General features: G+C 44.5%; 31 protein-coding genes and 1 pseudogene. 24 read left to right on the top strand and 8 right to left on the bottom strand.

Annotated features, from left to right (window positions below; translation table 11 throughout):
• Positions 1 to 13: 13 nt before the first annotated feature.
• From AC58U0_RS03955 to AC58U0_RS03945, 3 genes are all read left to right on the top strand, one after another.
• Positions 14 to 790: an ABC transporter ATP-binding protein gene (locus tag AC58U0_RS03955; RefSeq protein ID WP_497377761.1), complete on the top strand. Its 777-nt coding sequence runs from the start codon at positions 14 to 16 to the stop codon at positions 788 to 790.
• Positions 774 to 1,580 carry a TatD family hydrolase gene (locus tag AC58U0_RS03950; RefSeq protein WP_497377760.1) on the top strand — a complete coding sequence of 269 codons (807 nt, stop codon included), beginning with the start codon at positions 774 to 776 and terminating at the stop codon, positions 1,578 to 1,580. Before AC58U0_RS03955 ends, AC58U0_RS03950 begins: the two co-directional genes overlap by 17 nt.
• 84 nt (positions 1,581 to 1,664) lie before the next feature.
• Positions 1,665 to 2,219 (top strand): DNA-3-methyladenine glycosylase I, encoded by a 555-nt coding sequence (locus AC58U0_RS03945; protein ID WP_497377759.1) that lies wholly within the window; start codon positions 1,665 to 1,667, stop codon positions 2,217 to 2,219.
• A 64-nt stretch (positions 2,220 to 2,283) separates the two neighbouring features.
• Here AC58U0_RS03945 and AC58U0_RS03940 read toward each other — a convergent pair whose 3' ends face one another.
• The 3 genes from AC58U0_RS03940 to AC58U0_RS03930 all read right to left on the bottom strand — a co-directional run bounded on the left by AC58U0_RS03940 (position 2,284) and on the right by AC58U0_RS03930 (position 4,019).
• Complete coding sequence (locus AC58U0_RS03940; protein WP_235550140.1) at positions 2,284 to 2,586, bottom strand: hypothetical protein; 303 nt, start codon at positions 2,584 to 2,586, stop codon at positions 2,284 to 2,286.
• A gap of 124 nt (positions 2,587 to 2,710) precedes the next feature.
• Positions 2,711 to 3,700, bottom strand: coding sequence for a YpdA family putative bacillithiol disulfide reductase (locus AC58U0_RS03935; RefSeq protein WP_497377758.1), 990 nt, complete (start codon positions 3,698 to 3,700; stop codon positions 2,711 to 2,713).
• Positions 3,701 to 3,842: 142 nt separating this feature from the next.
• A complete protein-coding gene (locus AC58U0_RS03930; protein ID WP_497377757.1) occupies positions 3,843 to 4,019 on the bottom strand; it encodes a hypothetical protein in 177 nt (58 codons plus the stop codon).
• A 151-nt stretch (positions 4,020 to 4,170) separates the two neighbouring features.
• On the opposite strand from AC58U0_RS03930, the gene AC58U0_RS03925 reads away from it, so the two are divergent.
• Genes AC58U0_RS03925 through AC58U0_RS03910 form a run of 4 tightly spaced genes read left to right on the top strand, consistent with a single transcriptional unit; the run spans position 4,171 to position 6,404 of the window.
• Positions 4,171 to 5,112: a hypothetical protein gene (locus tag AC58U0_RS03925; RefSeq protein WP_497377756.1), complete on the top strand. Its 942-nt coding sequence runs from the start codon at positions 4,171 to 4,173 to the stop codon at positions 5,110 to 5,112.
• Between the two features lie 38 nt (positions 5,113 to 5,150).
• Complete coding sequence (locus AC58U0_RS03920; protein ID WP_497377755.1) at positions 5,151 to 5,456, top strand: Dabb family protein; 306 nt, start codon at positions 5,151 to 5,153, stop codon at positions 5,454 to 5,456.
• A gap of 12 nt (positions 5,457 to 5,468) precedes the next feature.
• On the top strand, positions 5,469 to 5,726 hold the full coding sequence (locus AC58U0_RS03915; protein WP_497377754.1) for a DUF2164 family protein: 258 nt from the start codon (positions 5,469 to 5,471) through the stop codon (positions 5,724 to 5,726).
• Positions 5,727 to 5,765: 39 nt separating this feature from the next.
• The gene (locus tag AC58U0_RS03910) at positions 5,766 to 6,404 is read left to right on the top strand and encodes an NUDIX hydrolase (protein ID WP_497377753.1); all 639 of its coding nucleotides are present in this window, start codon (positions 5,766 to 5,768) and stop codon (positions 6,402 to 6,404) included.
• 55 nt (positions 6,405 to 6,459) lie between these two features.
• Here AC58U0_RS03910 and AC58U0_RS03905 read toward each other — a convergent pair whose 3' ends face one another.
• Together AC58U0_RS03905 and AC58U0_RS03900 are read right to left on the bottom strand one after the other, a co-directional pair.
• The gene (locus AC58U0_RS03905; RefSeq protein ID WP_157036697.1) at positions 6,460 to 6,624 is read right to left on the bottom strand and encodes a hypothetical protein; all 165 of its coding nucleotides are present in this window, start codon (positions 6,622 to 6,624) and stop codon (positions 6,460 to 6,462) included.
• 14 nt (positions 6,625 to 6,638) lie between these two features.
• Complete coding sequence (locus tag AC58U0_RS03900) at positions 6,639 to 6,893, bottom strand: YpbS family protein (RefSeq protein WP_497377752.1); 255 nt, start codon at positions 6,891 to 6,893, stop codon at positions 6,639 to 6,641.
• A 326-nt stretch (positions 6,894 to 7,219) separates the two neighbouring features.
• On the opposite strand from AC58U0_RS03900, the gene hrpB reads away from it, so the two are divergent.
• From hrpB to AC58U0_RS03880, 4 genes are read left to right on the top strand one after another with little or no spacing between them, the layout of a single operon-like run.
• The gene (gene hrpB, locus AC58U0_RS03895) at positions 7,220 to 9,709 is read left to right on the top strand and encodes an ATP-dependent helicase HrpB (protein ID WP_497377751.1); all 2,490 of its coding nucleotides are present in this window, start codon (positions 7,220 to 7,222) and stop codon (positions 9,707 to 9,709) included.
• A 33-nt stretch (positions 9,710 to 9,742) separates the two neighbouring features.
• A complete protein-coding gene (locus AC58U0_RS03890; RefSeq protein WP_497377750.1) occupies positions 9,743 to 10,462 on the top strand; it encodes an alpha/beta hydrolase family protein in 720 nt (239 codons plus the stop codon).
• Positions 10,455 to 10,718, top strand: coding sequence for a hypothetical protein (locus AC58U0_RS03885; protein WP_497377749.1), 264 nt, complete (start codon positions 10,455 to 10,457; stop codon positions 10,716 to 10,718). The genes AC58U0_RS03890 and AC58U0_RS03885 overlap by 8 nt, the downstream gene beginning before the upstream one ends.
• 47 nt (positions 10,719 to 10,765) lie before the next feature.
• The gene (locus tag AC58U0_RS03880) at positions 10,766 to 11,416 is read left to right on the top strand and encodes a class I SAM-dependent methyltransferase (RefSeq protein WP_497377748.1); all 651 of its coding nucleotides are present in this window, start codon (positions 10,766 to 10,768) and stop codon (positions 11,414 to 11,416) included.
• Positions 11,417 to 11,691: 275 nt separating this feature from the next.
• On the opposite strand, the gene AC58U0_RS03875 is transcribed toward AC58U0_RS03880, so the two are convergent.
• A complete protein-coding gene (locus AC58U0_RS03875) occupies positions 11,692 to 12,729 on the bottom strand; it encodes a stalk domain-containing protein (protein WP_497377747.1) in 1,038 nt (345 codons plus the stop codon).
• A gap of 195 nt (positions 12,730 to 12,924) precedes the next feature.
• On the opposite strand from AC58U0_RS03875, the gene AC58U0_RS03870 reads away from it, so the two are divergent.
• The 3 genes from AC58U0_RS03870 (at position 12,925) to AC58U0_RS03860 (ending at position 15,507) form a co-directional block, all read left to right on the top strand.
• Positions 12,925 to 14,052 carry a low temperature requirement protein A gene (locus AC58U0_RS03870; protein ID WP_497377746.1) on the top strand — a complete coding sequence of 376 codons (1,128 nt, stop codon included), beginning with the start codon at positions 12,925 to 12,927 and terminating at the stop codon, positions 14,050 to 14,052.
• A 108-nt stretch (positions 14,053 to 14,160) separates the two neighbouring features.
• On the top strand, positions 14,161 to 15,021 hold the full coding sequence (locus tag AC58U0_RS03865) for a hypothetical protein (RefSeq protein ID WP_497377745.1): 861 nt from the start codon (positions 14,161 to 14,163) through the stop codon (positions 15,019 to 15,021).
• A gap of 156 nt (positions 15,022 to 15,177) precedes the next feature.
• On the top strand, positions 15,178 to 15,507 hold the full coding sequence (locus AC58U0_RS03860; protein WP_497377744.1) for a DHCW motif cupin fold protein: 330 nt from the start codon (positions 15,178 to 15,180) through the stop codon (positions 15,505 to 15,507).
• Positions 15,508 to 15,541: 34 nt separating this feature from the next.
• Here AC58U0_RS03860 and AC58U0_RS03855 read toward each other — a convergent pair whose 3' ends face one another.
• Complete coding sequence (locus tag AC58U0_RS03855) at positions 15,542 to 15,961, bottom strand: cupin domain-containing protein (protein WP_497377743.1); 420 nt, start codon at positions 15,959 to 15,961, stop codon at positions 15,542 to 15,544.
• 112 nt (positions 15,962 to 16,073) lie between these two features.
• On the bottom strand, positions 16,074 to 16,745 hold the full coding sequence (locus AC58U0_RS03850) for an SIMPL domain-containing protein (RefSeq protein ID WP_497377742.1): 672 nt from the start codon (positions 16,743 to 16,745) through the stop codon (positions 16,074 to 16,076).
• A 107-nt stretch (positions 16,746 to 16,852) separates the two neighbouring features.
• Between AC58U0_RS03850 and AC58U0_RS03845 the strand changes: the two genes are divergently transcribed.
• The 10 genes and pseudogenes from AC58U0_RS03845 to AC58U0_RS03800 all read left to right on the top strand — a co-directional run bounded on the left by AC58U0_RS03845 (position 16,853) and on the right by AC58U0_RS03800 (position 26,576).
• On the top strand, positions 16,853 to 17,659 hold the full coding sequence (locus tag AC58U0_RS03845) for a hypothetical protein (RefSeq protein ID WP_497377741.1): 807 nt from the start codon (positions 16,853 to 16,855) through the stop codon (positions 17,657 to 17,659).
• A 135-nt stretch (positions 17,660 to 17,794) separates the two neighbouring features.
• Positions 17,795 to 18,838, top strand: coding sequence for a sulfite oxidase (locus AC58U0_RS03840; RefSeq protein ID WP_497377740.1), 1,044 nt, complete (start codon positions 17,795 to 17,797; stop codon positions 18,836 to 18,838).
• Between the two features lie 198 nt (positions 18,839 to 19,036).
• Positions 19,037 to 19,216: an S-layer homology domain-containing protein gene (locus tag AC58U0_RS03835; RefSeq protein WP_497377739.1), complete on the top strand. Its 180-nt coding sequence runs from the start codon at positions 19,037 to 19,039 to the stop codon at positions 19,214 to 19,216.
• A gap of 220 nt (positions 19,217 to 19,436) precedes the next feature.
• Positions 19,437 to 20,540, top strand: a complete 1,104-nt coding sequence (locus AC58U0_RS03830; RefSeq protein ID WP_497377738.1) for a GntR family transcriptional regulator — start codon at positions 19,437 to 19,439, stop codon at positions 20,538 to 20,540.
• A gap of 95 nt (positions 20,541 to 20,635) precedes the next feature.
• Positions 20,636 to 20,850, top strand: a pseudogene (locus AC58U0_RS03825) (ribulokinase); the annotation flags it as partial.
• 438 nt (positions 20,851 to 21,288) lie between these two features.
• Positions 21,289 to 22,290 (top strand): aldose 1-epimerase, encoded by a 1,002-nt coding sequence (locus AC58U0_RS03820; protein ID WP_497377737.1) that lies wholly within the window; start codon positions 21,289 to 21,291, stop codon positions 22,288 to 22,290.
• Between the two features lie 68 nt (positions 22,291 to 22,358).
• Positions 22,359 to 22,589 carry a hypothetical protein gene (locus AC58U0_RS03815; RefSeq protein WP_497377736.1) on the top strand — a complete coding sequence of 77 codons (231 nt, stop codon included), beginning with the start codon at positions 22,359 to 22,361 and terminating at the stop codon, positions 22,587 to 22,589.
• A gap of 300 nt (positions 22,590 to 22,889) precedes the next feature.
• On the top strand, positions 22,890 to 24,488 hold the full coding sequence (locus AC58U0_RS03810) for a response regulator (protein WP_497377735.1): 1,599 nt from the start codon (positions 22,890 to 22,892) through the stop codon (positions 24,486 to 24,488).
• 171 nt (positions 24,489 to 24,659) lie between these two features.
• Complete coding sequence (locus AC58U0_RS03805; protein ID WP_497377734.1) at positions 24,660 to 25,631, top strand: ABC transporter permease; 972 nt, start codon at positions 24,660 to 24,662, stop codon at positions 25,629 to 25,631.
• Between the two features lie 24 nt (positions 25,632 to 25,655).
• Positions 25,656 to 26,576: a carbohydrate ABC transporter permease gene (locus AC58U0_RS03800; protein ID WP_497377733.1), complete on the top strand. Its 921-nt coding sequence runs from the start codon at positions 25,656 to 25,658 to the stop codon at positions 26,574 to 26,576.
• Positions 26,577 to 26,634 lie beyond the last annotated feature (58 nt).

Genomic DNA, 26,634 nt, shown 5'->3' with positions numbered 1-26,634 from the left:
GGGAGATGAGCTCATGAGCAAATTAGAACTTAGAGGCATTCATCAAACGTTCCCTGGTAAAAAACAGCGCATATCCGTGCTTGCGGATATTTCTTTACATGTTAAAGAAGGGGAGTTCGTTTCACTTATCGGTCCATCAGGCAGCGGAAAGAGTACCCTTTTTCACATTATTGGCGGGCTTGTAAAGCCTTCTTCAGGGGAGGTATGGCTGAATGGTGTGAATGTGACCGGCTCTAAAGGCCTAATCTCATACATGCCACAGCAGCCTGCCTTGTTCCCATGGCGTTCTATTGAGTCCAACGTAGCACTTGCACAGGAAGTTGCAGGAGAAACGCGAACAGATGCGCTTGCCAAAGCAAGGGAGTGGCTGCCCAAGGTCGGATTAGGCGGTTATGAGCAAGAGCTTCCGCATGTACTTTCAGGTGGGATGCAGCAGCGTGTTTCTTTTCTGAGAGCTTTGCTCAGTCCACAGGAACTCATGTGTCTGGACGAGCCGTTCGGCTCCTTAGACGCACTTACACGGCAAGACATGCAAGCATGGCTGCTTAATATATGGGAACAGAATAAGCGCTCCATTTTATTTGTGACGCATAGCATTGAAGAAGCGTTGTTTCTATCCGATCGTATCTATGTACTCTCTAACAAGCCTGCCAAGATCATAGAAGAGCTGGTTATTCCGTTTGCAAGGCCGCGTCAAGAGTCCGTCATGCTTGAACCGAAATTTCAAGAGCTCCGGCAGCATATTCAAGGGCTTTTGCGTCAGGAGATTACCTATGATAAAAGCCATTGATGCTCATATTCATCTCGATATGTACACAGAATCTGCTGCACGGACTCTGTTAACGGAATTAGCAGAGTGCCGCATTGAGGCACTGATAGCAGTGTCGAGACATCTGGACTCCTGTAAGGCAACTGAGCAGCTGTTAATGCAAGCCCCAGAGCAAGTTTTTGCAGCATATGGCTATCACCCTGAACAAGATCTGCCTACGGAAAATCAGTTGAATGATTTAAACGAATGGATTCGTGAGCATTCGTCTAGGATGATCGCTGTTGGTGAAATTGGTTTGCCTTATTATATGAGGCTGGAGGCTGAAGCAGAGGGGCGTGTTTTTGAATTAGCGCCTTACATTGCACTTCTTGAGAGCTTCTTGAAGCTGGCAGTGGAATTGGATAAACCGGTAGTCTTGCACGCAGTATACGAGGATGCTGACATTGTGTGCGGCTTACTTGAAAAGCATGGCATGAAAAAGGCGCATTTTCATTGGTTCAAAGGGTCACATTCAACGGTAGAGCGTATGATTCAAGCTGGCTATTTTATCTCCATAACACCGGACGTTCTATATGAAGAAGAAATACGGACACTCGTTCGTAATTATCCTATTACGCTGTTGATGGTCGAAACGGATGGCCCATGGCCTTTCGAGGGGCCCTTTGAGGGGCAGCAGACGCATCCGCGTATGGTCCATGCTGTCATTGAACAGATAGCGCTTCTAAAAGGACTGCCAGTGGAAGAAGCGGCACATACGCTTTTGAATAATACCAAACAATTCTATGGCATTCCTACACCTCACTTATTCTAATTAAATCTAACTGGACATCTATTCGTATAGGTTTTATAATAATACAGAACGCATGTTCGATTTCTAGATAAGGTGAGTGTTTAAATGACTATTAGATGCGGTTGGGTTAATGAAGATCCGTTATATATCGATTACCATGATCATGAATGGGGTGTTCCTGTCCATGATGACCGGCATTTGTTCGAGATGCTTAATCTGGAAGGCGCACAAGCGGGGCTGAGCTGGTATACGATTCTGAAGAAGCGGGAGAGCTATCGAGAAGCTTTCGATGGGTTTGATCCGCAGATTATTGTGAACTATGACGATAAAAAGCTGAATGAACTTCTTGAGAACTCAGGGATCGTTCGCAATCGCTTGAAAATTGCGTCTGTAGTTCAGAATGCGAAAGCCTTTATAAAGGTGCAGCAGGAGTTTGGTACGTTTGATTCCTATATCTGGGGATTCGTTGGCGGGAAGCCGATTAACAATCATTGGACGGATATGAGTCAGGTGCCTGCGACGACAGAAATCTCTGATGCTATGAGTAAAGATTTAAAAAAACGCGGCTTTAAGTTCGTAGGTTCGACGATTTGTTATGCTTATATGCAAGCGGTTGGCATGGTGAACGATCACAATCAAACCTGTTTTCGATATAAATAAAGTGTAGAGAAAAGGCCATCTGATCGGACGATCGTCCAAATCAGATGGCCTTTTTGTGCTTCAATCAGGCGTATTGGAGTTGCTTCTCCATTAGATTGGTTTTAATTAAATAAATACGCTTACGAATGTAGAAGTCATATACGGCTCCTGTTAGCTCGCGAGGTTTAATGCGGTTATTTGTGTCGTTATCTATGATTGTCACCGAACCATCGTCATAAAACTTGAACGTATAATCGGCGTAGTGGGTGTGTGCTTCGTCCAGCATGGCGTCAATCTGTCCGGGAAGAAGATGGTCAGTGTTACACAATGCCTTGTGGTACCAATAATCCCTCTCAATAAACCGAAAATTGTGACTGGTGTTCATCATGTTAACAACCTCCTCATCTAATTGGAACATTTGTTCTTATTTTCATTATAGCAAACAAATGTTCGTGATGGAAGAGGAATCTATGAAAAATGGGAAATATTTTCATATATAAAAAAACCTCCAATCAATTGGATTGGAGGTTCGTTCTGGAAACGATATGCTTCGTGATTGCCAGACCATGCGTACGGCCTGTTTCAATGAAAATTTCGTTCGCATCATACTTAGATGAAGCGACAACTCCAGCTACATATAAACCTGGGATGTTCGTTTCCATCGTGTCTGGTTGAACAAGAGGAGCGTTGGTTTCTTCGTGGAAATGTACACCGATGGAGGTTAGAAGCTCACGGTCCGGTCGAAATCCGGTTAGGGCAAGTACGAAGTCATTATCTAAAGTGACGTGTTCGGTTCCTTTTCGCACGTTAATGGTATGCTCATCAATACGTTCTACTTGGGAATCGAACCACATTCGAATACGGCCCTTATTCACCATACTTTCAAATATCGGACGAACCCACGGTTTAATGTTGGCTGAGAAGTCCTTGCCGCGGTAAACCACTGTAACTTCAGCGCCAACTCTAAGTAAATCCATAGCAGCATCAACAGCGGAGTTGTTTCCGCCAATAACGGCAACTTTTGCCCCTGCATAAGGATGTGCTTCTTTATAATAATGCGTCGTCTTTGGCAGTTCTTCACCGGGAATACCGAGTAAATTAGGATGATCAAAATAGCCCGTAGCTACGATAACATTGCGCGTGATATACGCCGCCTTTTTCCCAAATTGATCCTCTGTATGAACTTTAAATCCCGTCTCTAGTCGTTCGATAGAAACAGCTTCCTCATAGGAATGAATTCGCAGCTGTTCTCTTCGCGCAACCTCTCTGTAGTAGACCAAAGCTTCTTGGCGATAAGGCTTTTCATGAGGTGTTGTGAATGGATAACCGCCAATTTCCAACAGCTCTGGTGTGCTGAAAAACTGTAAATAGGTTGGATATAAATAAATGGCATTTACGATGCAGCTTTTTTCTATAAGTAAAGGTGAAAGGCCTTCGCGCTGTAAGGCGATAGCGGCTGACAACCCGCAAGGACCGGCACCTATGACGATGACTTGTTCCAATGTAACAACCTCCCCAAGATTGAATACTCATTACATAGTATCGCAAGCTGAGGAAGATGCCAAGTTTAGGTATGGAAATAAGAGCAGACAACTACCCCCTTGATGTAGGAAATAGAAGGCTGCTCTGAATCTAAGAAGACACTTACTTCTGATTCAATTGTTGTTCTTCGTTACCTTCACTAATGTCGTCCTTGGCGATGTTGATAGGTGTCGTCTCGGGTGCATTTTCTAATGTGTCGTTAACGAAAGCCATATCTTGATTTTTGGCATTCATATTCGTTGTGCCTTTGTATTTGCCTCTATGCTTCTCGTTTTCCATGTCGTTCTTCCTTTCAAGGGCAGTTTAACGTTCATCTTTAACGTGTACAGTTGTGGTTTTTTTATTCTCCATAAATAGGAAAATTGATGAAACCAATGAAAGCTGGACGTCGTCTATTAGAGTAGATGAATCGCGTAAGGGATGGTGGAATATGATTCAAGAGCTTGTGCAAAGATTAGCAGCTGCCAAAGAAAATGGCCGCTTGCAAGCAGTTTGGTCGACCCGGTTAGCGGATTTAGAAAGAGAATGGAGTAACTCAAAAGATCATATTGTCATTTGGGAAGAACAGCTCATCAAAGAAAAAAGAGATGTGGAAAAATTGAAAACTCGCAGTTTTACCAGCTTTCTGTATGATTTAATGAACAAGAAAGCAGAGAAGCTGGCTGTTGAGGAACAAGAACTGCTGGAATTGAAATTTAGATATAATGAAGCTGTTCGTCGAAGGGATCATCTTGAGCAGGAGATACAAGAGATGCGGAACAAGCTCCATTCCGTGCGATTTTGGGACATAGAAGTGGAAGATCTGACTCTCCGAATTGAATCCTATATTCATGCTAATGACTCTGGGAAGAGCGGGCAGCTGCGGGAGCTCTCTGAACGGATAGCGGAATTTCAATTACAAATCAAAGAGCTTAAAGAAGCGTTAAGTGCAGGAGAGTCAGTCGTGAAATATTTGCAATTAGCAGCGGATTCACTTCGTTCTGCACGGAATTGGGGTACATATGATATGCTCGGCGGGGGCATGCTGTCTACGCATATCAAACACGGGAAAATTGATGAAGCCATGGATCATGTACACGCTGCTCAGAATAGACTAAGCCGTTTTGAGAAGGAGCTTAAGGATGTCCATATGACGTTATCGATGGATAGCCATATTAGCGGATTTCTCAAATTCTCAGATTATTTCTTTGACGGATTATTAACCGATTGGTTGGTTCAAGGTAAGATTCACGAAACTTCAAAACAAGTAGAAGATAAATCGATGGAAGTGAATCGAATATGTAACGAGTTAGAGCAAGCTTTAAGTAAGTCGGAGTCGAGCATGGAAGAAGTAAAGAGGTTATATAGTTCGTTGATACAAAATCCGCTATAATGGAAATATAGATGGAAACAAAAGGAGAAGAGAGACCTATGAATCAGGCAAGTATCAAACATATGGTTGTATTTAATTTACACGCAGGTAAAGATACGCTGGAAGCCGAACTATTTCTAAAAAGCAGTGCTCAGGAACTGGCGGCAATACCTGGGGTTGAGCAATTTGAAGTGTTTCGTCAAGTCAGCACAAAGACAGATTATGATTACGGATTTTCAATGGTTTTTGCTGATAGAGCGGCTTATGAAGCTTACAATGTTCATCCGGTACATACCCAGTATGTTTCGGAGAGTTGGGCAAAAGAAGTAAGTCGGTTTCAAGAAATCGATTTGATGATTTTTTAATGAGGTGCTCGTATGAAACCATTGAAATTAGCAAAAGAAGAGAAGGAATTGTTGATTGAGGATTTGCAAGGCCATCTGGAGTTGGACCACAATATTGAATTAGGACGGTTGGCCACGGAACAATTAATCGATTATATGCTTCAACAATTGGCTGCACCTATTTATAACCAGGCCATAGAAGATGCTGGCAAGACATTGATGGAAAGAGTGAGTTCATTGGAAGAAGACCTCTACGCCATGAAAATGACGAAAAAAATAACACGCAGGTAAGCAGTACATAGAAGGTTCTGAGGGGAGAACTCGAGCAATTTGAATAAGTCAGAAGAGATGTTTGATATCTATGATGAAAAGATGAATAGGCTTGGGGTGGCTCCGCGCTCAGAAGTGCATGCGAAAGGGCTTTGGCATCGCACTTTTCAGTGCTGGATCGTTAGCCTGGAAGGGAAGGAGCCTAATCTCCTGCTCCAGTTAAGACATCCAGAGAAGGATCTGTTTCCAAACTTGCTGGACATTTCTTGCGCCGGGCATCTCGCAGCCGGAGAAACCACGGAAAACGGTGTGAGGGAACTAGAGGAAGAGCTTGGGCTGAAGGTCGATTTCAGTGATTTAATCCCTTGCGGGATGTTTGCAGAAGAAGACCTGATTTCGGAGCAACTCATTGATCGTGAGTTTTGTCATGTGTTTATATATCGTTGCGACCAACCACTGAATCGTTACGCGCTGCAGCCAGATGAGGTAAGCGGTCTGTTCGCAGTAAGTGTCGCTGATCTTGAACGTTTAGTTCATCAAGAAACAAAAGAAATAATGGCAAATGGCTATAAAATGGGTGTTGAAGGCGAGGTAGATCAAATAAGTCTGCTTCTGACCCTAGATGATATGGTGCCGCATCCAATCGCTTATTTTGATCTTGTGTTTCGTGCATTAAGGGAAAATGGATGGTCGGAATGAAAAAGAACCGTATCGGGTGACCCAATCGGTTCTCTATTCGCGTACAACCTATTTTTCAGACGAAATACTTGTTCGCTATGTAGGCATAGGCGATATAACAGACAATAGAGAGTCCGATACAGACAATTCCGAGAGCTGTTTTCCGCTTAAACAAAAGCAAGAATCCGGCACTAAATGCCGATCCCATAACTAGCATTGAAATAAAAGTTAGAACACCCATCGATATTTATCTCCTTAACCTTTGTTTACGTAATCACGCACCATATCTTCAGTTACATAAGACCGGAGCGGAGAAATACCTTCTTTGGCATGGGCGATGATTTGAGCTGTTATCGCGTTAATCGCATCAACGCTAAAAGGGAGCCCGTTTCTGCACAGATCAACAGCAGCATCAATAGCTTGCTCACGCTGTGCATCTAGCTCTGCGAACCTAACGAGATGTAGGTGCTGTGCATTCGAATGTTTAGTTATCGCTTCATGTACATTCATCTTAAAGTTCTCCTTTAGTGACCGTATTCTAATCTAGTATACACGATTGAATAGGTGAGGAACAGTTTTTGTAAGAGGAAATCCGAACAAAAATCGACAATACAAGCTTCGTTTCATTAATAATTAATGCCATTAATTAAATGCGAGCGGTCCAGATTTGAAATCCAATTCATTTCAAGTGCTAATTCAGAAGCATGAAGGCAAGGATGCCGCTTACATTATATTTCCGTATGATGTAGAACGGTAATTTGGTACCAAGGGGCAAGTGAAAGTGCAGGTATGGAACAAGCGATAATAAGACAGACAGAAGCCTCGGAGTGAAACTAATGAACTCGTTACCGATTGAAACCGTGCTTCCTCAATTGAAAGAAGCGTTACGAACACATGCATGCGCGATATTGGTCGCTCAGCCTGGTGCAGGTAAAACAACGCAAGTGCCGCTTGCTATTCTGCAAGAGTCTTGGCTTCAAAACCAAAAGATACTCATGCTCGAGCCCAGAAGATTGGCAGCTCGTGCGGCTGCTCGCTATATGTCGAAGCTTCGTGGTGAAGAAGTTGGGCAGACCATAGGCTACCGGGTGAAAAATGACTCGCGAATCGGACCGAACACACGAATTGAAGTGATAACAGAAGGTGTTCTTACCCGCATGCTTCAAGCGGATCCTGCCCTGGAAGGGGTAGGGGCTGTTATTTTTGATGAATTTCATGAGCGCAGCTTACATGCTGATTTGGGGTTGGCACTTAGCAGGCAATCACAAACCTTGCTTCGTGAGGATCTGCGAATTCTTATTATGTCGGCTACGATTGAGGCCAACACGGTTTCGGCCATGCTTGATCATGCACCGATTATTCAAAGTGAAGGGCGAACTTATCCGGTTGTAACTCATTATCTGGATGCGAAAATTACGAGCAAATTAGAACAGGCTGTAGTAATAGGCATCCAACGCGCCTTGCAAATGAATGAAGGCAGTTTGCTCGTTTTTCTCCCGGGAGCAGCTGAAATTCATCGTGTAGCTAATAGCCTTACTGCGCTTAAATTAGGAAAAGAGATAGAGATTGCACCTCTGTATGGTAATCTCTCTCAAGAGGCGCAAGACCATGCATTGGCAGTATGTTCCCCTGGACACCGGAAGATTGTGCTGGCCACTTCGATTGCCGAGACAAGCTTGACCGTCGAAGGCGTCACGGTTGTTATCGACAGCGGGCTCATGCGCGTGCCTCGCTTCTCACCACGGACCGGCATGACTCGTCTTACGACGGTGCCTGTGTCAGTCGCCTCTGCGGATCAGCGCAGAGGCCGTGCCGGTCGACTCGGTCCAGGCGTGTGTTACCGCCTATGGACCGAGACAGAGCAGCGGCAGCTCCCGCTGAGCAGCACGCCAGAGATCCGCGAAGCGGATCTGGCACCGCTCGCGCTGGAGCTTGCCGCCTGGGGCGTGCCAGACCCAGCTGCGCTGGTCTGGCTGGACCCGCCGCCTGCTGCTGCGTATCAGCAGGCGCGGGAACTGCTCGTGCAGCTGGGCGCGCTGCACGAGGACGGGGGCTTGAGCGCGCACGGCAAGCGCCTAGCGTCGCTGGGTCTACACCCGCGGCTTGCGCACATGGTGCTGCAAGCCATACCGCTTGAGCTCGGCGCGATGGCGTGCGAGCTCGCCGTAATGCTTGGCGAGCGCGATTTCATGCGCGCTGCTGAGGGAAGAGATGCGGATATTCGTACCCGCATCGAAGTGCTCTGGCGCGCTGCGCAGGGCGAGCAGCGCGCAGATGTTGACTTTGGCTTATGCCGCCGCATCGCGGCGGAAGCCAAAGTGCTCATGCAGCAGCTCGGCATCCGTCCGAGCGGGAATAAACCGAATGCGAGCGGGTTGCTGCTCGCATTCGCTTATCCCGACCGCGTCGCGCAGCGGCGGTCGACGGGGGGGTTCCTGCTCAGCAGCGGGCGCGGCGCTGTGCTGCCCGAGCTGCAGCCGCTCTCGAACGAGCGTTATCTCGTCGCCGCCGAGCTGGACGATAACGGAGTGGAGAGCCGCATATATTTGGCAGCCCCGATACAGGAGGACGAGCTGTTTGAAGCCTTTGATGGCAGCCGCTTGCTCAAAGAGCAAGAAGTGATTTGGGAACAGGCAACGGGTTCCGTTAAAGCAAGACAGCGCCTTCGTTTAGGTGCTATTATCCTCAAAGAAAACCCAATGCAGGATCCAAACCCAGACTTGGTGCTGCAAGCTTTGATATCTGGAATTCAAGAAGAATCTTTGGAGCTGCTGCCTTGGACTCGGAGTGCGAGGCAGCTTCAACAGCGTGTTATGTTTTTGCATCGATTTGATGTAGAATGGCCAGATATGGGGGACGCCAATTTGCTAGCTTCCTTAGAGGACTGGCTAGGACCCCATCTTTATGGTTTGAAAAGCAAAGGGGCTTTAGGGCGTCTTAACTTGACAAGCATATTAGAAGAAATGCTAACATGGGAGCAGCGTCAATGGTTAGAAGAATGGGCGCCAACGCATATTCAGGTACCCAGCGGTTCCCGAATTCCCGTTGATTATAGCGTCAGTGAGTCGCCTGCGTTATCAGTTCGCTTGCAAGAAATGTTTGGTTTAGCCGATACCCCTCGGATCGCAAAGGGTAGGGTACCCGTGACCTTACACTTATTATCGCCTGCTCAGCGTCCAGTTCAGGTGACGAAGGATTTGGCGAGCTTCTGGCGGGATGCTTATTTCGAAGTCAAAAAAGATCTCAAAGGCCGATACCCCAAACATTACTGGCCGGACGATCCGATGGCGGCGATGCCGACTAATCGAGCTAAACCGCGTTCCTAACCTAATTTGTACCAGAAGGGAACTGAGCAAGCCATGACAATCCACTCCGAACCGGAGGAATTCGTCATTTATGTATCTGCTGGTTTTGCCACAGCGCCTTATTTCCTAGATGCTTTCGCCGCGGAATTAGCTTCTCGTTTTGAACAAGCCGGTTCACGTGTCCAAGTCGTTATCCATTATCCATATGGCGATTGGACGCGGCGAAAGCAAGTGCAGCTCCGAGAAATTACCAGCGATCTATGGAACAATGCACATCGAAAAAGGTCTCATTATGGCGGCAAAAGCTTGTTGAAGTTGATCAACGACAATCTGGTCCCTGGACAGCAACTGCTGCTAATTGGGCATAGTGCAGGAGCGGTGGCTTCTATTCTGGCGGCCGATGCCCTTATGAAAGTGGGGGTTTCCATCCTCGGTGTGGTTCAAATCGGATCGCCGAAATGTGCGATTCCTCCATCTTTAAAGAACCGTGTCCTTTATCTTGATGCTGCTAATCAATTGGATAAATCCAATGATCCAGTACCTAGACTGGGCACATGGGGTGGCTGGATGAGAACGCGCTTAGGATTGCGCCGTTGGAATGGCATGAAACATGCACCTTCTCATCGACAAACTTTACCGTTAATAGGTGGGCATGCCGATTATTTCAGAGATCACAATCCCTATATATGGAATGAAGCAACGAACCTGCAAACCACAATGAACACGATTTGGACTTGGTTACAACGAATAGAAAAGGATGATGAACATGATTGAAATTCTAAAGGCAAGCATGGAACACAGCAAAGAAGAAGGCTACCTCGGGCAGGTGCAATTCAAGGTGGAGGGCCACGAGCACCCGTACGAAATTACCCTGCAAAGCAAACGAGGTAAAGATGACTGGAGCTATGCGCTTCACTTTTTACAGGAATCAGGAAAAGAAGAGGATATTGAAGCTGTTGAAGATTTGTTGGAAGACGACGAATGGTTTGATTTGCTAGTGGACGCAGCTCAAAAAAACCTAGTGAAGTAATAATACATTCTGTTACATTTCGATCGTTTGGATAGGAGAAAACGCCGATGGATCCTGAGGTAAAGGCAACGCTTAAGATGAGCTATGATCAACAGGCTCAATTGCGGGCTAGGGATACAGTTCAGTCGTGGAAAGTAGATGAGATGGTTCGTTTTTTGGCTAGGCTTCAGGCAGACGATAAGGGTACAGGGCAAAGGATTTTAGATCTTGGAAGCGGTCCTGGCCATCAAGCGATTTATTTGAAAAATCATGGATGCCACGTCACATGCGTTGATTTATCTAATGAGATGGTGAACATTTGCCTTCAAAAAGGACTTGATGCCTTTGCCATGGATTTCTACACCTTGGAATTGGAGCCGGAGTCGTTTGATGCGATATGGACGATGAATGCCCTGCTTCATGTGCCAAAAGATTGTCTCCTGCAAGTTCTGGCCAATATGGAGCGAGTGCTGAAGCCAGACGGTTTCTTGTACATGGGCCTGTATGGCGGGTACGAAAGCGAAGGGATTTGGGGAAATGACTCGTACAAACCTCAGCGGTTTTTCGCCTTCTATGAAGATGAGCACATTCAGAGAATTGTAAGTGAAGTATTCGACATCGAACACTTTACTGTTCTCCCGATGGAGGGCATGCAGGTCGATTATCAATCGATCTTGGCCAGGAAAAAGCAACAGAAACCTCTCTCAGGACCGAAGTAGCACAAGAACGTGGAAATTTCAGGAAAAGATAAGCCTAATTAGTTCAGAACTAACTGAACTAATTAGGCTTATTTTCGTTACTAATTCCTCGAGATGAATGGGTGATTTCACTCAAGGAATAGGCATTATCTGAATTAACATTAAGTTCTCTGACCATACTGTTATCCAATGAGAGAACCCTGGGATTAGCAAAGCCTTATGAATAATAGTTCAAGGACTTGACCCCTTGTTAAAAATAAGAGTCATGCTGCATTCACAACATGACTCTTCCTCAATTAGAACAATCTCCTAGCCGTGACAAATCGTTTCTTCCATTTTTCATCGAAGTCTGCAATGTGAACGCCGAGCTCTTTCGAATAAGTATGAAGGATTTTCCCGTTTCCCGCATAGATGCCTACGTGACCGATATCTAGCCCGCGAGCACTGAAGAACAGTAGATCGCCTTTACGTATTTGGTCGAGTTCGATTTCTTTCCCTTTTTGGGCTTGGTCATAGGAGACTCGCGGCAGATCGATAGACAGTACTTGGTTGAAAACATGCCGGACGAAAGAAGAGCAGTCGAACGTATTGGTTTGGCCGGAAGCGGCACCGAACTCGTATGGCGTACCCAGGTATTTGGACCCGAAAACGAGCAACTCATCGGCTTTCTTCTCGGCCAAAGCGGAACTTGTGTAATCGGTATACATCGATGCAGCCGAGATGAAACCAATTGTATCGTCTTTGGTCTGTACCTCCAACCAATTTGCGTCGATTTCTCGGATTACGTGGATTCTCTCGTTTTTCGGAAGAACTCGGAGCACTTGGGTTTCCGTATCTTTTGCTGGAGAGTCACGCAGGTTGACGCCGTATTCGATAGTCGTTTCATAGTCATGAGCGGATGAAATGGTAATCGAACGGGAATATTCATGCCATTTCACGATATTGCCAAGTGTTTCGCTAATAAATCGCACCGGAACCATAGTAAACCCGTCGATAATTTTGCCTGGCACGGGCATCTCCAGCCGTTCTTGGTTTTTATAAGCGACTGTTTCTCCGATTCGGTATGTAAGGACGACGTCTTTATTAATGGCAGTAACCGTTCTTGTGGTCTCATCCCAAGAAATTTTTGCACCCTCAGCCTCAAAAATGGCACGCATCGGAACAAGGCTATAGCCGGTTTCGATCACGGGAGGAGTCTGAAAGGACATCGGATGCCCGTCCAGAAATACAGTAGGAGATGGATTCACCTCGGCTTGTGCCGACGTTGTTTGGAGAAGCATCATGGTCAGCAGCGTAAACACTGTGCCTGTAAGAAAGCTGGTTTTAATCTTCATGTGCATACACCCTTACTAAGTTTTCTTTGGTAATCTATAGACGCATCTGCGTGGGTGTTTGTTGCTTTCCAATTTGTGGTAACCATTTCAGCGAGAAATAATAGAAACGATAGAAAATTAATTAATTTGATAAGCCTATATGTTAAAATGTGGGTAGCATTTTTTAAATCACATCCAAATCAAAGGAGCAGAATGATGAATCAACACACAACGAGATCTCAACAAATCACTGCATTTGCTGAGAAGAAAGTTACCTGGCTGGAACTTTTCTATGATCTGCTTTTTGTAGCGGCAGTTTCAAAGGCTAGTCATGTTTTATTACATGTCCAAAATGGATCAATTCCAGTTGAATACTTAGTCAAATTCGTTCTCATATTTATTCCGATTTGGTGGGCATGGGTTGGGCAATCCCTCTTTGTAAACCGGTTTGGACGGGATATCTTATCTCACCGAATATTTCTGATTCTGCAATTATTTTTTGTTCTCATCATGACGGCCAGTCTATCGGTTAATTTTGACCAATATTATGTCCCATTTCTAATAGGTTATATTGGTTTAAGAGCGATGACAGCCATCCAATATCTTTCGGTACATAAAAAAGAAGAAGCACATAGAAAGATCGCAGCCCGTTATTTAGGCAGCCGCTTTTGGATTGGATTGGTGATATCTTCTTGCTCACTTTTCTTCGACTCGTGGATTCGTTATGCCGTTTTGTACGCAGGCATTTCAGTAGACATTTTTCTCCCATTAATCGGTCGGCAATACTTGGTGAAAAGCCCTATAAATACGCATCATCTATTAGAGCGCTTCTCGTTGTTTACACTCATTCTTCTTGGTGAATCCGTAATCAGTATACTAGCAGTCTTGCAGTCTAGTGACTGGACGTGGCAATCTATTGTATTTGCGACCCTCACTTTTTTATTAATTATTGCTATGTGGTGGCAATATTTTGACAATGTTGAAAAGAAAGTGAATAAGACTTTAGAAACAGCAGGGCAAACCATCATTTATGGCCATTTATTCATTTATTTATCCATGTGTATGATTGCAGCATCGATCCAATTGTTATTTTTGAAACAATTAAATTATTCATTTATGCTAAGTTTTGTTTTTGGATCTGTACTGCTTTACTTTTTCTCAACCACGTTGGTTTTTCATAAATATCGACACGCACATCAAAGACTAGGTATATATCACTTAGTGTTATTGGCAGGGTTACTTGGGATATTTTTCACGCTGGATTTGTTTTTTCTTTTACCAAATTACATGATTATTGGAGAAGTGATGCTGTTCTTTGGCGTATATGCGAAATTAACGACCTGAACTTTAGATGAATGAACCAAGACAAACATCGTGCCGAGTCTTATCGCCTTCCTCATATAATGTGGGTAGTTTATTATCCCTAGAAGGAAATGAGAAAGGGTGATGGCCTTGGTCAGAAGACGAACGATATCAAGCTTAGATAATGATATACAAGTTCTGAAGAGAGATGTTAAGAAGCTTGAACAGCCTATAACGTCAGGCAGAATAGCAAGTAGGGCGGTAACGAGAAGGGAACTTGCTCCAAGATCTGTTAGTGGATCCAAGATAGCAAGGAGGGCCATCACACTAGACAAACTTGCTCCCAGCGTGGTTAACAATATCACATCAAACGTTGTGCAATTGATTGGTGCTAGTGCATTAAAAGTCGCAACAGCGGCTAGTCAAGGTGCGTTAGGATCACAAGGGCCTGTTGGATCGACTGGTCCTCAAGGTCCGCTAGGTCTACAGGGTTTACAAGGTCCTGTGGGACCGGCTGGAGTAACAGGACCAACAGGTACTCAAGGACTCCAAGGAGCAGAAGGGCCGACTGGGATGACGGGACCTTCTGGCATTGTCGATGTTCGATTCGCAGGAAGCAACCTTCCTGTCCCATTTACTATTATCCAAGGATCGGGAGATGCTGCGACAGAATTAATTTTACCGCCAATTACATTGCTCGCTAATCAGGTGGTCAAAATAGATGCGTTTGCGAATATTAATTTTATCATCGTTCAAAATTATTCGGTGGATAGCTCTATTTCCAGAAATCAAGGGGACATCGTTACATCGGATAGTTCTGTAATAATCCAAAATCAGGATCAGCCCTTTTTTCCGCAAGCTGCTGTAACGACTTCTCTAACCTGGGTGGATAATCCGGGTCCAGGTAGCTATAATTACTCGTTTACAATCGCAGGATCAGCTAACGGCATAACAGACGCGTTTATAAATAGTAGGGGATTAACCGCCATGGTTATTACCGTAACACAGTAAGTCGTTAATAAGGTTATTGGAAAAAATGGAAATAAGGCTGGACACAAGTCGTGTTCAACCTTATTTTTAATATATGTAAAATTTTAGTGGAAGAACATGGGACTATCGGAAAATGTTAGTCATATGAAAACCAAATTATCAAAGGGGAACCATTTTATGAAAATAACGGATGTTCCATTTTGCACAATTGACTGGAGTGAAATAAGCGCTACTCAACATCCTGGAATTGAAGGTAATGCTTATTGGCGTACATTTGAAATGGGAAACATAAGGGTGCGAATGGTAGAATATACGCCTGGTTATATAGCTGACCATTGGTGTAATAGAGGTCACGTTCTGTTAGTACTAGAAGGTGAATTGTACACCGAACTTTCAGATGGAAGAGAATTTAAACTCACCCCAGGAGTCAGTTATCAAGTGGCTGATGATGCAAATCCGCATAGATCTTATACGAAAACTGGAGCCAAATTATTTATAGTAGATTAAAAAATGATATGCTGCCTCTTTTACGCTAATCTGCTTATAACTGTTTCTTTTGCCAAACAGCATCGAGCTCGGGAAGAAGGAGGACACTTTCCTGTTCATTTGGATCAGTTCGGGCAATCAGAGCGGTGCAGGACTCCGTTTCACTCGGATTATAGGGGAGATGGGGCATCCCTGCTGGGATGTATAGAAAGTCCCCCGCATCCAATTCCATATGCTGTTCAAGCTGCTCACCATACCACATTGCAGATTTTCCTTGAAGCATATAAATGGCTGTCTCATGATCTTGATGAAGGTGAGCCTTTGCTCTTTTTCCTGGTGGTATAGTCAATAAATGCATACAGATCCCTTGAGCACCAACGCTTTCTTTGGATATGGCTTCAACATAATCAAGCCCTTGTTTTCCATGAAAAGTTCGAGACGAACGAATAAGTCGACAACTACTCTTTTTATCCACTAGTTTACGCACCTCCTTAAGAATCAAAATATTAACTTTACGGAGAAATGATGTAAGTGAAAGGAGAATGAATGAAAACCTCTATTGTCGATATTGATTTTGCATGATTCATTTATCGGTCGGAGAACTGATACCACACACGTACTTTGGCATAAATCGTTAATTGTCCCGGTTGGATCGGGGTGACGGCACTTTTGGAAAGCATGGTAGTTGCATAGGGGATAGGTTCGGCGGTTTCGGTAATTTCTTGGATTTGACTGGGGACTGTGACAAGAGTAACTCCCAGTGTATTTGCGATAGTAACAGCCTTTTGATGGGCGTTACGAATGGCAAGCGATAATGCTTGATTCTCGTAAATTTCTGGCTTTGATGTCGTAAATTTAATGTCGGTGATGTTATTGGCGCCACTTGCAACTGCGGTGTCAACGAGAATTCCTGTCAATTCTACTTTATCGTTGGTGATTTGTAAGAGATGGGTTACTTTATAGCCTCGAAAAATTTGCTTACCGTCATGATAATCGTATTGAATTTCAATTCCAAAATCGTACGTTTGTATCTTTTCCCGGGGGATGTTTAGTTTTAATAACGATTGAATGATAGTGGTTACGATTTTTGCGTTTTCGGTTTGGACAGCAGGTAAGACAGGACCTTCGGTTATGACTCCCAGCACCACTAACGCCCTGTCGGGAGCTGCAGCCGCTCTACCCGTACCTAAGACTTCTATTGTCGGTGGGCATTTATATTGAGAAAAAGAGGCCGATTTATTAACTGGATAATTGCACATAGAAGGACTCCTTTCAAGTAAAGGGCATATTCTAATGTATGGAAATAAAGGGACTAAAATTCTTGTTTAAATAAGCAATACGCTGGTATGCAAAAGGGGGAGCAACTGTGGACTGGACACAATTAAAGGAAAGTAAATTATTACGTCTGGAACAAATAGGGGAATCTCTAAGGAAAACAGGTAAAGCTAGGGCGCTCATCGGTTTCGGATCCATGGCAGAGCAAGAGCGAGTAGATGCTTACTCAGATTTAGACTTTTTGGTTATACCAAAAAAGGGATACCAAACAGAACTTATTGAAAATTTGGATTGGCTAACGTCGATCAGTCCTGTTGGATATTACTATCAATTTACTGCCGATGGGTACAAGCTTTTCTATAAAGACGGGATATTCTGCGATTTCGGGATTCTTGAAGCAGATGAGGTCAAACAAATTCCGCATGGGGCAGGCCGTATCATTTGGTGTGAGGAAGGTTTTGACCCAGATATTACAGCGCCCACGTATTCAAGTAATTATGATGTAAACCCTCAGGATATTAACTATGCAGTGGGTGAAATTTTGACCAATCTTTATGTAGGCCTATGTCGATATGCACGCGGTGAGAAACTATCTGCGACCAGACATATTCAAAACATCGCACTAGATAAGCTATTAGCTTGCTCGCAGATTTTTACGAGTGAAGAAGCGTGCTGCAAGGATCCTTTTCAAAATGAGCGGCGGTATGAGCAGAGATTCCCTACATTTGCTGCCTCCTTAACAAGAATGATTCAAGGTTATGAGCGTTGTCCTGAATCAGCCTTAGAAATTATTTCTTTTTTAGAGGAACACACTCCTATCCATCCATTCATGAAGAAGATGATTACAGAAATAGCTGAGGACCTTATAGCCAAAAGATCATCATTTAACGTAGAGTAATCTGTTGCTGCAGCAGCAGGTTATTTTTTTGGATCAGCTTCTAGTGAAGAGGTCCAACACGATTGAAGTCTCAATTCAGCATGTGGTCCATATCTTTTAGTAAGATCTTGTTCTTACGAAAGGATGGTTAAATTGTTGTATTCGCCTCATTTGATTACACGTAGAATCAAGCCAGAAAATCAAGAATTCCCAATGCTGTCACTTTCCAGTCGAATCACGCCTGAACATCTGTTTTATATCCGAAACCATTTTCCATATCCGAATGTGGACATGCGAACTTGGGGACTTTCAATTGAAGGAAGTGTAAATAAACCAATTCATTTTCGGTATCATGATCTCTTGAAAATGCCTCAAGTTACACTGCCTGTAACGCTCGAGTGTGTTGGAGATAAGAGATCGTTTTTTCAGCCGAAAACTCGGGGCGAGCAGTGGGGACTAGGGGCAATTAGTCATGCTGTTTGGACAGGGGTTCGTCTTCAAGATTTATTATATGCAGCCGACGTTCAAAGGAAGGCTCGTGAAGTGACGTTTGAGGGCATGGATAAGGGAGTTCGAACGGATATGCCAGGCGTATTTTCCTATACAAGAAGTTTAACACTCAAACACGCTCTGCATCCCGATACCATTGTAGCCCTTTACATGAACGGAAAACCGCTATCCTTCCGTCACGGTTACCCAGCTAGATTAATTGTTCCAGGATGGTATGGAATGGCTTCAGTCAAATGGCTTCACCGTATCGTCGTGGTGGAGGAGCACTTTCAAGGACCTTTCCAAGTCGTAGATTATGTCTATGATCGAAAATTGACTCCAAATACTCCTGAACCGGTTACTTCCATTCGCGTCAATTCGACCATTGCGGGACCAACAGACCAGGAGGTATTGGCAAAAGGGGGGAATTGGGTATGGGGGATGGCCATATCTGGCAGTGATCCAGTCGTTCTGGTAGAGATAAGTACGGACAATGGAAACACTTGGCACGCAGCATCTTGGTTGGATCAGCAAGAAACTTATTCCTGGAGGCGTTGGTGTTGGAAATGGACGGTAACGGAATCCGGAACCTACGATATTAAAGTCAGAGCTAAGGATGCAGCAGGTAATATTCAAAGCGAAATGGCAGATTGGAATGTAAAAGGTTATGGCTATAATGCGATTCAGCATATACGTGTGTATATTGGCTAATCTTTTAATTCGATTTAATACGGGCGTTGTGCTTCAACAAGTTTGCGCCTATAAAAGCAGTGCGTTCCTTGCGTCAGAGGGCGTGTTGTTTTTTTTCTACCCGTTTCACATTAACAATAACTTAACCCACCATTTGAATTCTATTTGCTATACTTTGTTTGATATGACAAGAGTCTACAAATAAAGAGAGAGTAGCTTTTGCGCAAACAAAAGAGAGAAACTTCTAACACCCCAGATTGGGCTGCATCTTCGATAAGCACGGCCTTAGCCGCAGGTATTCTAAAAGGGTATGAGGATAATACGTTCCGAGCGAACAATGTGGCAACGAGAGCAGAGGCGGCAATGATTTACAAGCTGTTGGAAGCTTTGAACATCTAAACATAGTTTGAAACAAGGGACCATATGCGAATGCATATGGTCTTTTATTAATACTATATGTTTTGAGTTTGGGGGAAGCAAAGCTTCCTCTTTTTTTTGACCGCTCCAGAATAAGAGCGTTTTTCGCGCTTACTGATAGCACATCTCCTGCCACCGTATATGTACATACAAGTTGAGCAAATGATATAATACGGTCAGAATCAATAACCTGAGGTGAATTATGAAAGAAAGGCAAATGCCAAAATACTTACAGCTCAAACAAGAAATCTTATCGTGGCTTCATACCGGGAGGCTGAAACCGAATGATCAAATGCCATCGGAAAATGAAATAGCCGAGCAATTTCAGATGAGCCGTCAAACGGTTCGTCAGACGTTCGGGGAGCTAGAGCAAGAAGGTTGGCTGTATCGGATGCAAGGAAAAGGGACATTTGTTTCCACGCCCCAAACGCAAAAAAGTCGGGATGTTCAAACTATTGGCATTCTGACAACTTATATATCTGATTACATTTTTCCTCATATCGTAAGAGGAGCGGAGTCTGCATTACGCGCGAGAGGATACAGACTACTCTTGTCTTCCACAGACAATGATAAGGGAAAAGAGAAGGAAAGCCTCGACATGATGATGAGTCAGCCCTTGAGCGGTCTTATTATTGAACCAACCAAAAGTGCGGAAGGCAATCCGAATTTAAGCTATTACCTTTCCTTAGACTATCAACATATTCCTTATTTGATGATTAATGAGCGGTACCCGGAGATGAATTGTCCTTCTTTGGTCGTGGATGATGAAGAGGGCGGATTCAAGGCTACTCAGCATTTAATTGAGCTTGGGCATCGCCGTATTGCAGGGTTTTTCAAGACCGATGACTTGCAAGGGGTTAATCGGTTGAAAGGGTTTATTCGAGCTCATCATCACTATCAAATCCCGTTGCTGCCGGAACTCGTCATTCATTATTCGACGGAGGAGAAGAGACAAAAACCCTACGAGAGCGCATTAGTGATGCTAGACCAGGCGGATAAGCGGCCAACGGCTTTCGTTTGCTACAATGATGAGATAGCTATTCACTTGCTTGAAGCTGTACGTACAACAGGCCTTCGAGCGCCGCAGGATATCTCGCTGGTCGGTTTTGATGACTCTTCTTTAGCAACCGCAACAGAAGTCAAGCTAACGACACTTTCGCATCCCAAAACGGAAATGGGCGCTGATGCAGCGGAGATATTGATTGATATGATACAAAATAAACGAGCAAATGGAAGTAAAACAGGGAAAGTCTATAAACCAGAATTAATCGTCAGGGAGTCAACCATCCAAGTTTCACTTTCTTAAAAATTCATCTAGCCAACTTGTACGCACAAGTTATATACTGAATTTAGAAACAGCTGAATATTTGAAGGAGGCTATCCATGTCTAAGATATAAGCGATTGGTGTTGACTATGGAACGGAATCTGGCCGTGCCGTACTGGTCGACTTGAGCGATGGAACTGAGGTTGCCGATCATGTAACGCCATACCCGCACAATGTTATTGATGAGAAACTGCCTGTATCTGAGATCAAACTTGCGTATGATTGGGCTTTGCAGCATCCCCAATTTTTGTATTGACCCAGTCAGTTCCAGCGGTTGTGCAGGCTTCCGGTCATCTTTTTTGAAGGTGACAGAAATAGACGTTTAACGGACCTGGATGCCGTTAACTGCCTATTTGGAGCGATGATTTCGAGGTTACGGACTTCAGCGCCGTTATTCGGTTTCAATCTATCTTATTTTCATAATTTGAAGTAGATTAAGGGCTGTCGAGTCCATTAGATTTTCAAATTCAATCTTTTTCGGGGATTAACATCGCTCCAGTCCTTTAGCCGGGAAAGATGAATCTGAAGTTGATTTCACACCCATTTCCTTACTCAACAGCTGTATGTTGATTGGTCAGTCGTAGTTTTTTTCCTACCTCACCAAAAGTCACATTTATCATTGTTTGCGTTATTTTCATCCATTGACTTCCTTGATTCACATGCTTTAGAGTAAATTCATATAAGCCTGTCCAAATTTAAAGGCACAGCTATGTAGGAGGTTAACGCGAAATGACGACGAAAGCGTTTGAAGGAACATACCAAGGAGAGAAAGCCATTTGGTTACAAGCTGGCCGTTATGAAGCAGCTGTTTTACCGGAAATTGGCGCTAATCTAATTGCTTTTAGAGATACTGAAAAAGAATATCGCTTTTTGCGTGAGCCTGAAATGGAAGAGATGGAAGCTTTTAAAGAACGTCCAATCGTGCACGGGATTCCGGTATTATTTCCACCCAATCGGTATGAGGACGGGAAGTTTCCTTGGAAAGGCAAAGTCTATGAATTTCCGATCAATGAACCGAAAACAGGAAATCACCTACACGGCTTTGTACACAATATTCCATGGGCTGTTGAGAAGTTTAGTAGAGATGAATCTGAGAGTCGTGTTACCTTAGCTTTGCGCGTAAGAGAAGGGCATTCGGTTTATGCTTATTTACCTCATGAATTCACGATTCGCTTGACTTACACATTGAATGCACATGGTTTGCATCAGCATGTATCCGTACATAATGAAGGCAAAGAGGCAATGCCTTGTTTGTTAGCGTATCACACGACGATTAATGCACCTTTTGCGCCGAACAGTCAGGCATCTGATTATGGATTTAAAATGACGATCGGCAACCGTTGGAAAATGAGTGAAAGAATGCTGCCAACTGGTGAGTATCAGCCATTGTCAGCTGAGGAAGAGAAGATGAAAGTAGGCGGCTTGTCGCCGTTCTTTGAATCCATGGATAATCACTATACAACCTTGCCGCAAAATGGTCGCAATTATATGGAGTTGACAGATTCACGCGAAGGGATCAAACTGGTTTATGATGTAGGGACTTCCTACAAACAGTGGATGATCTGGAATAATGGCGCTTCTGAAGGGTTTTTCTGCCCAGAGCCGCAAATGAATCTAGTGAATGCACCGAACGTTGATCTCCCGGCTGATCAAATTGGACTAGTTTCCTTGGAACCAGGCGAAATTTGGGAAGAAACAGGACGACTTTATACGATTGAATTGAACAAATAAAATAGTGACTTTGATCTCCGACCAAAGATCCCTATATAAGTCCCTTTGACGCATGGAGTGAATCCGACGTGATGATCTGCTTGTGGCGAGGGGCATTTTTATCCGGAAGAAAGGGCGGGGTACAGTTGGAAAATAATGAAGGCTCGGAAAAGGAACAGCTCCTAGATCAGATCAAAAAATTAACATTAGAAAACGAGAGATTGAAACAAGAAATCGCGAAACTGCGCGGAGTTAAGCGTCCATCTTCGGGCTCCATGGATAGCATGTCTACGAAATTGAAAGAAGCGTTGAGAGAGTAATCGTAAAGCCTATCTGTGATCACTAAAAAAAAAAGAAGTCTCTTGGAGAGGGTTGAATCTCCAGGAGATTTTTTTTCATGTCAAAATACCAAAGAAAGTAACCACTGTCCCCTATCAAGTCCGCCGCAGATATGATAATTTCTATACCAAACACACAACATAGTGGATTACGCTCTTGGCTCATTGCAAAGGGATGTGAGGAGCGGTTGGGTTAGTTACAAGTAAGACCAAGGCAGGAAAGTAACATGCCATGAGCGAATGGGTTCTGAATACATCTTATCCATCAAGGAGATTCCGACTATGAATTTATTAATTGTGGAAGATGAAATCCGACTCAGAAACGCACTAGCTAACAACATTCCCTGGGATAAGCACGGAATAGAAGTCGTCGGGCAGGCTGGAAACGGAATGGAAGCGCTGCGGCTGATCGACCGTAAAAAGCCTGAGATTATCTTGCTGGACCTGCAGATGCCGGAGATGGACGGACTGACTTTAGCAAGACAACTTCGCCAAGCCGACCCTTTGTTGAAAATCATTGTTCTCAGCGGACATGACGATTTCGCATACGCTCAAGAGGCATTGGGGCTTGGTGTTATGAAATATTTGTTAAAACCGGCAGGGGACGAGGAGATTTTGGAGACGGTGCTTGAAGCGGCCAATCGGTTGAAAAATGAGCTGGAGCAGCGCCATAACGAGGATGAGCTAAAGCATAAATGGAAGCTGCATCTTCCGCAGCTGATCAATGAATTTTTCCAGGGGTGGCTGAACGGGAAGTACGAACCTTGGGAGCTTGAACAGAAAAGCAAGGATCTCCAACTGGATTTACAAAAAGATGCCGTATATGCTGTTGCCGTAGTCGATATGGACCCATTGTCGGAGGATGAAACCCGATTCAGTAAGAAAGATATTTCGCTGCTACAATTTTCGCTCAGCAGTATCGTGAAGGAAACATTGCTGGCCACTCCTTGTTGGGTGTCTACCGATTATGCGGGCTGCACGGTCGTTGTGTTCCAACTTGATGGAAATGAAGAGGCTGGAGTAGCCCTACAGAAAGTCAATGCAGTGACCGAAAAACTGCTGTTAACTGTACGAAGCTGCCTTAGGCTAAGTGCAAGCGCAGGGATTAGCGGGATAACAGGCGGCCAAGAGGATATGAACAAGTTGTATATTCAGGCGGTTCGTGCGTTACAGAATCGGATCGTACTGGGCTATGATCTGGCGATCCCATACCGGGAAGAGCAGGGGAGAGAACCTGAGCTGTCATTTCAACCAAACCTGGAGAAAGCACTGGAAATCGCTCTAGAAACAGGGGAAGGTGACAAAGCGATCGAAACGTTAACAGCCCTCTGGGACGGCGGTATGGCCAAAGCGGAAACGGTTGAAGACATGCATGAGCACATCCTTTATTTCACTAGCCTCTTTATTTGCATGATCCAGAAGCAGGGCTGGCCAGTGCGGGAAGTGGCCGGTGAGGATTACGTTTATTTCCACAATCACTTGGATCTGGCCGCAAAGGAACAAATTCTATTTTGGCTGCAACGGATGATTAGGGCGTATTTAACCTATGCCAGCCAGAGGCGAAAATCGACGAGTCATGGCATGATTAAGACCATATTAAGTCTGGTCGAAAATGAAATTGATCAGGAAATGACGCTGCATGCTGTCGCTGATCGGTTGTATGTTAACTCTTCCTACCTAAGCCGTCTCTTCAAACAAGAAACAGGAAAAGCCTTCTCCACCTATGTACTGGAACGTAAAATGGAGCGGGCCAAGGCATTCCTGCAGGAGGGAGCACGGGTATATGACGCCGCTTCTGGAGTCGGGTATAGGGATGTGAGCTATTTTACAAGAGTATTCCGCAAATATTGGGGCGTGACGCCCGGGGAAGTTCGTCATTGAATTCCTTGCAAGCCGTTTGGCAGCCTTCTCAGTTGATCTGGGAAGGTTTTTTCATATGTCAGAAGCGAGAAGTTATGAAAGTACCAAAACAAGTAATATTCCTCTAATTCGCAAAAAAACGGTGGGTGATAAACTAAATCTAAGAAAGACAGGTAAGAAGGAGGAGACACCTTGCGAGAAACGACCACTACGACGGAAACTATCATATTTACAAAGAAAAATGGTAAAAAGAGCTATAGACGACAATTGTGGATCGATATTAGGAAAGATTGGGATTTGTATCTCGCACTCATCCCTGGCATCGCATTTCTACTGCTGTTTAAGTACACACCGATGTACGGGATTATCATTGCTTTCAAGGATTTCAATATTTTCGATGGTATGGCCGCAAGTCCATGGGTCGGGTGGAAGCATTTCGATAAATTGATTTCCTCCGCTAGTTTTTTGCAAGTTTTCCAGAATACCTTGATCATTTCAGTTTACAAAATCGTATTTCTCTTTCCGCTCCCGATTGTGGTCGCCATTTTGCTTAACGAATTGAAGAACATGGCGTTCAAAAAAAGCATACAAACCGTCGTTTACCTGCCTCACTTCCTGTCTTGGGTTATCGTCAGCGGCTTGTTCATTGATCTGCTTTCCACGAACGGCGGTATCGTCAACAAAATAATCGTCGCCATGGGCGGCGAACCGATCCGCTTTTTCCTGGACAGCCACATTTTCCTCTCGGTTCTCATCAGCACGGCAGGCTGGAAGGAGACCGGCTGGAACACGATCATATACTTGGCGGCTTTGGCCGGTATCGATCCCGGCTTGTACGAAGCGGCCAAAATAGATGGCGCTAATAAATGGAAGCAAATCATACATATTACACTGCCTGGTCTGATTCCGATTATCCTGCTCATGTTCATTCTTCGTCTCGGCTATGTGCTCGAAGCGGGAACTGAACAAATTCTCGTTATGTATAACCCAAGCGTATATAACGTTGCAGATGTTATTGGCACCTTTGTTTATCGCATAGGTCTTGGTGAACAGGATTACAGCTTCTCAACTGCCGTTGGAGTATTCGAATCTGTGGTTGCGTTTATTTTGATCTTAACGGGTAACGGATTGGCCCGTAAGTTTTTCGGACGAGGTATCTGGTAAACGGCGAATAAAGGAGGATCAGCTATGCATACAAAAGGCACCTTACTATCACCTGCCGTCAGAAGGTCTGGAGCCATCCCAACATCCCGTGGCGAAAAAATCTTCACAGTGGTCAATCATATTTTCTTTATCCTGATGGGACTTTCCACCATCTTCCCGTTCGTCAATCTCATCGCCAAATCGCTTAGCAGCGAGGCAGCGGTCGTTTCGGGGATGGTTACCTTGTACCCGATCGATTTTCAGGTAGGGACTTACAAGTATGTGGCGAGCAATTCCTTATTCCTGAATGCGTTTATGGTTTCCATTACGGTGACGCTGGTTGGTTCACTGCTCGCTTTATTCATGACGACGTTAGCCGCTTATCCGCTTTCCAAGCCGAGGCTGCGGGGACGCAAGTTTTTTATCATCATGTACCTGTTTACAATGCTGTTCAGCGGTGGATTGATCCCGACTTACCTGCTTATGCACGAACTCAATCTTATCGATAAACTGCCGGTGCTCTTCCTGCCATTAATGATTAACGTGTACAACATGCTCATTGTCAAAAGCTATTTCGAAAGCCTGCCTGACAGCCTTGAAGAATCGGCGAAAATGGATGGCGCCAGCAATATGATGATCCTTGTGCGCATCATTTTGCCGCTGTCTATGCCAGTGTTGGCGACCATCGCATTGTTCTACGCGGTTACGTTCTGGAATGATTACTTTACGTCGCTTATCTATATCAACTCAGTAGAAATGAAGCCGCTGCAGCTTTATTTAAAGGAATTGTTCGTCTCTTCGACGGATGCCTTCATGCGGACCAATGTTGACGCATCGTTGAACGTTTCACCGCAGTCGATCCAAGCGGCTTCCATCATTCTGGCGACGCTGCCGATCATATTCGTGTATCCGTTCCTTCAAAAATATTTCGTAAAGGGTGTTCTGGTCGGCTCCGTAAAAGGCTGAATCTGACAATCAAAACTTGAAGGGTGGTGGTGGGCAGGCTCAAAGATGGTTCCATGAA

Source organism: Paenibacillus sp. J31P190, from assembly GCF_059692075.1.
Note: the sequence above shows the minus strand (reverse complement) of the source record. Positions and strands in the feature narration are given on the sequence as shown.

Coding starts and splice junctions, on each gene's coding strand:
- AC58U0_RS03875 (WP_497377747.1), bottom strand. CDS start 12,729: ATGAAGATTAAAACCAGCTTTCTTACAGGCACAGTGTTTACGCTGCTG.
- AC58U0_RS03920 (WP_497377755.1), top strand. CDS start 5,151: ATGAATCAGGCAAGTATCAAACATATGGTTGTATTTAATTTACACGCA.
- AC58U0_RS03850 (WP_497377742.1), bottom strand. CDS start 16,745: ATGTGCAATTATCCAGTTAATAAATCGGCCTCTTTTTCTCAATATAAA.
- AC58U0_RS03870 (WP_497377746.1), top strand. CDS start 12,925: ATGAATCAACACACAACGAGATCTCAACAAATCACTGCATTTGCTGAG.
- AC58U0_RS03885 (WP_497377749.1), top strand. CDS start 10,455: ATGATTGAAATTCTAAAGGCAAGCATGGAACACAGCAAAGAAGAAGGC.
- AC58U0_RS03890 (WP_497377750.1), top strand. CDS start 9,743: ATGACAATCCACTCCGAACCGGAGGAATTCGTCATTTATGTATCTGCT.
- AC58U0_RS03860 (WP_497377744.1), top strand. CDS start 15,178: ATGAAAATAACGGATGTTCCATTTTGCACAATTGACTGGAGTGAAATA.
- hrpB (WP_497377751.1), top strand. CDS start 7,220: ATGAACTCGTTACCGATTGAAACCGTGCTTCCTCAATTGAAAGAAGCG.
- AC58U0_RS03950 (WP_497377760.1), top strand. CDS start 774: ATGATAAAAGCCATTGATGCTCATATTCATCTCGATATGTACACAGAA.
- AC58U0_RS03800 (WP_497377733.1), top strand. CDS start 25,656: ATGCATACAAAAGGCACCTTACTATCACCTGCCGTCAGAAGGTCTGGA.
- AC58U0_RS03820 (WP_497377737.1), top strand. CDS start 21,289: ATGACGACGAAAGCGTTTGAAGGAACATACCAAGGAGAGAAAGCCATT.
- AC58U0_RS03945 (WP_497377759.1), top strand. CDS start 1,665: ATGACTATTAGATGCGGTTGGGTTAATGAAGATCCGTTATATATCGAT.
- AC58U0_RS03915 (WP_497377754.1), top strand. CDS start 5,469: ATGAAACCATTGAAATTAGCAAAAGAAGAGAAGGAATTGTTGATTGAG.
- AC58U0_RS03900 (WP_497377752.1), bottom strand. CDS start 6,893: ATGAATGTACATGAAGCGATAACTAAACATTCGAATGCACAGCACCTA.
- AC58U0_RS03830 (WP_497377738.1), top strand. CDS start 19,437: ATGAAAGAAAGGCAAATGCCAAAATACTTACAGCTCAAACAAGAAATC.
- AC58U0_RS03925 (WP_497377756.1), top strand. CDS start 4,171: ATGATTCAAGAGCTTGTGCAAAGATTAGCAGCTGCCAAAGAAAATGGC.
- AC58U0_RS03955 (WP_497377761.1), top strand. CDS start 14: ATGAGCAAATTAGAACTTAGAGGCATTCATCAAACGTTCCCTGGTAAA.
- AC58U0_RS03810 (WP_497377735.1), top strand. CDS start 22,890: ATGAATTTATTAATTGTGGAAGATGAAATCCGACTCAGAAACGCACTA.
- AC58U0_RS03940 (WP_235550140.1), bottom strand. CDS start 2,586: ATGATGAACACCAGTCACAATTTTCGGTTTATTGAGAGGGATTATTGG.
- AC58U0_RS03930 (WP_497377757.1), bottom strand. CDS start 4,019: ATGGAAAACGAGAAGCATAGAGGCAAATACAAAGGCACAACGAATATG.
- AC58U0_RS03905 (WP_157036697.1), bottom strand. CDS start 6,624: ATGGGTGTTCTAACTTTTATTTCAATGCTAGTTATGGGATCGGCATTT.
- AC58U0_RS03880 (WP_497377748.1), top strand. CDS start 10,766: ATGGATCCTGAGGTAAAGGCAACGCTTAAGATGAGCTATGATCAACAG.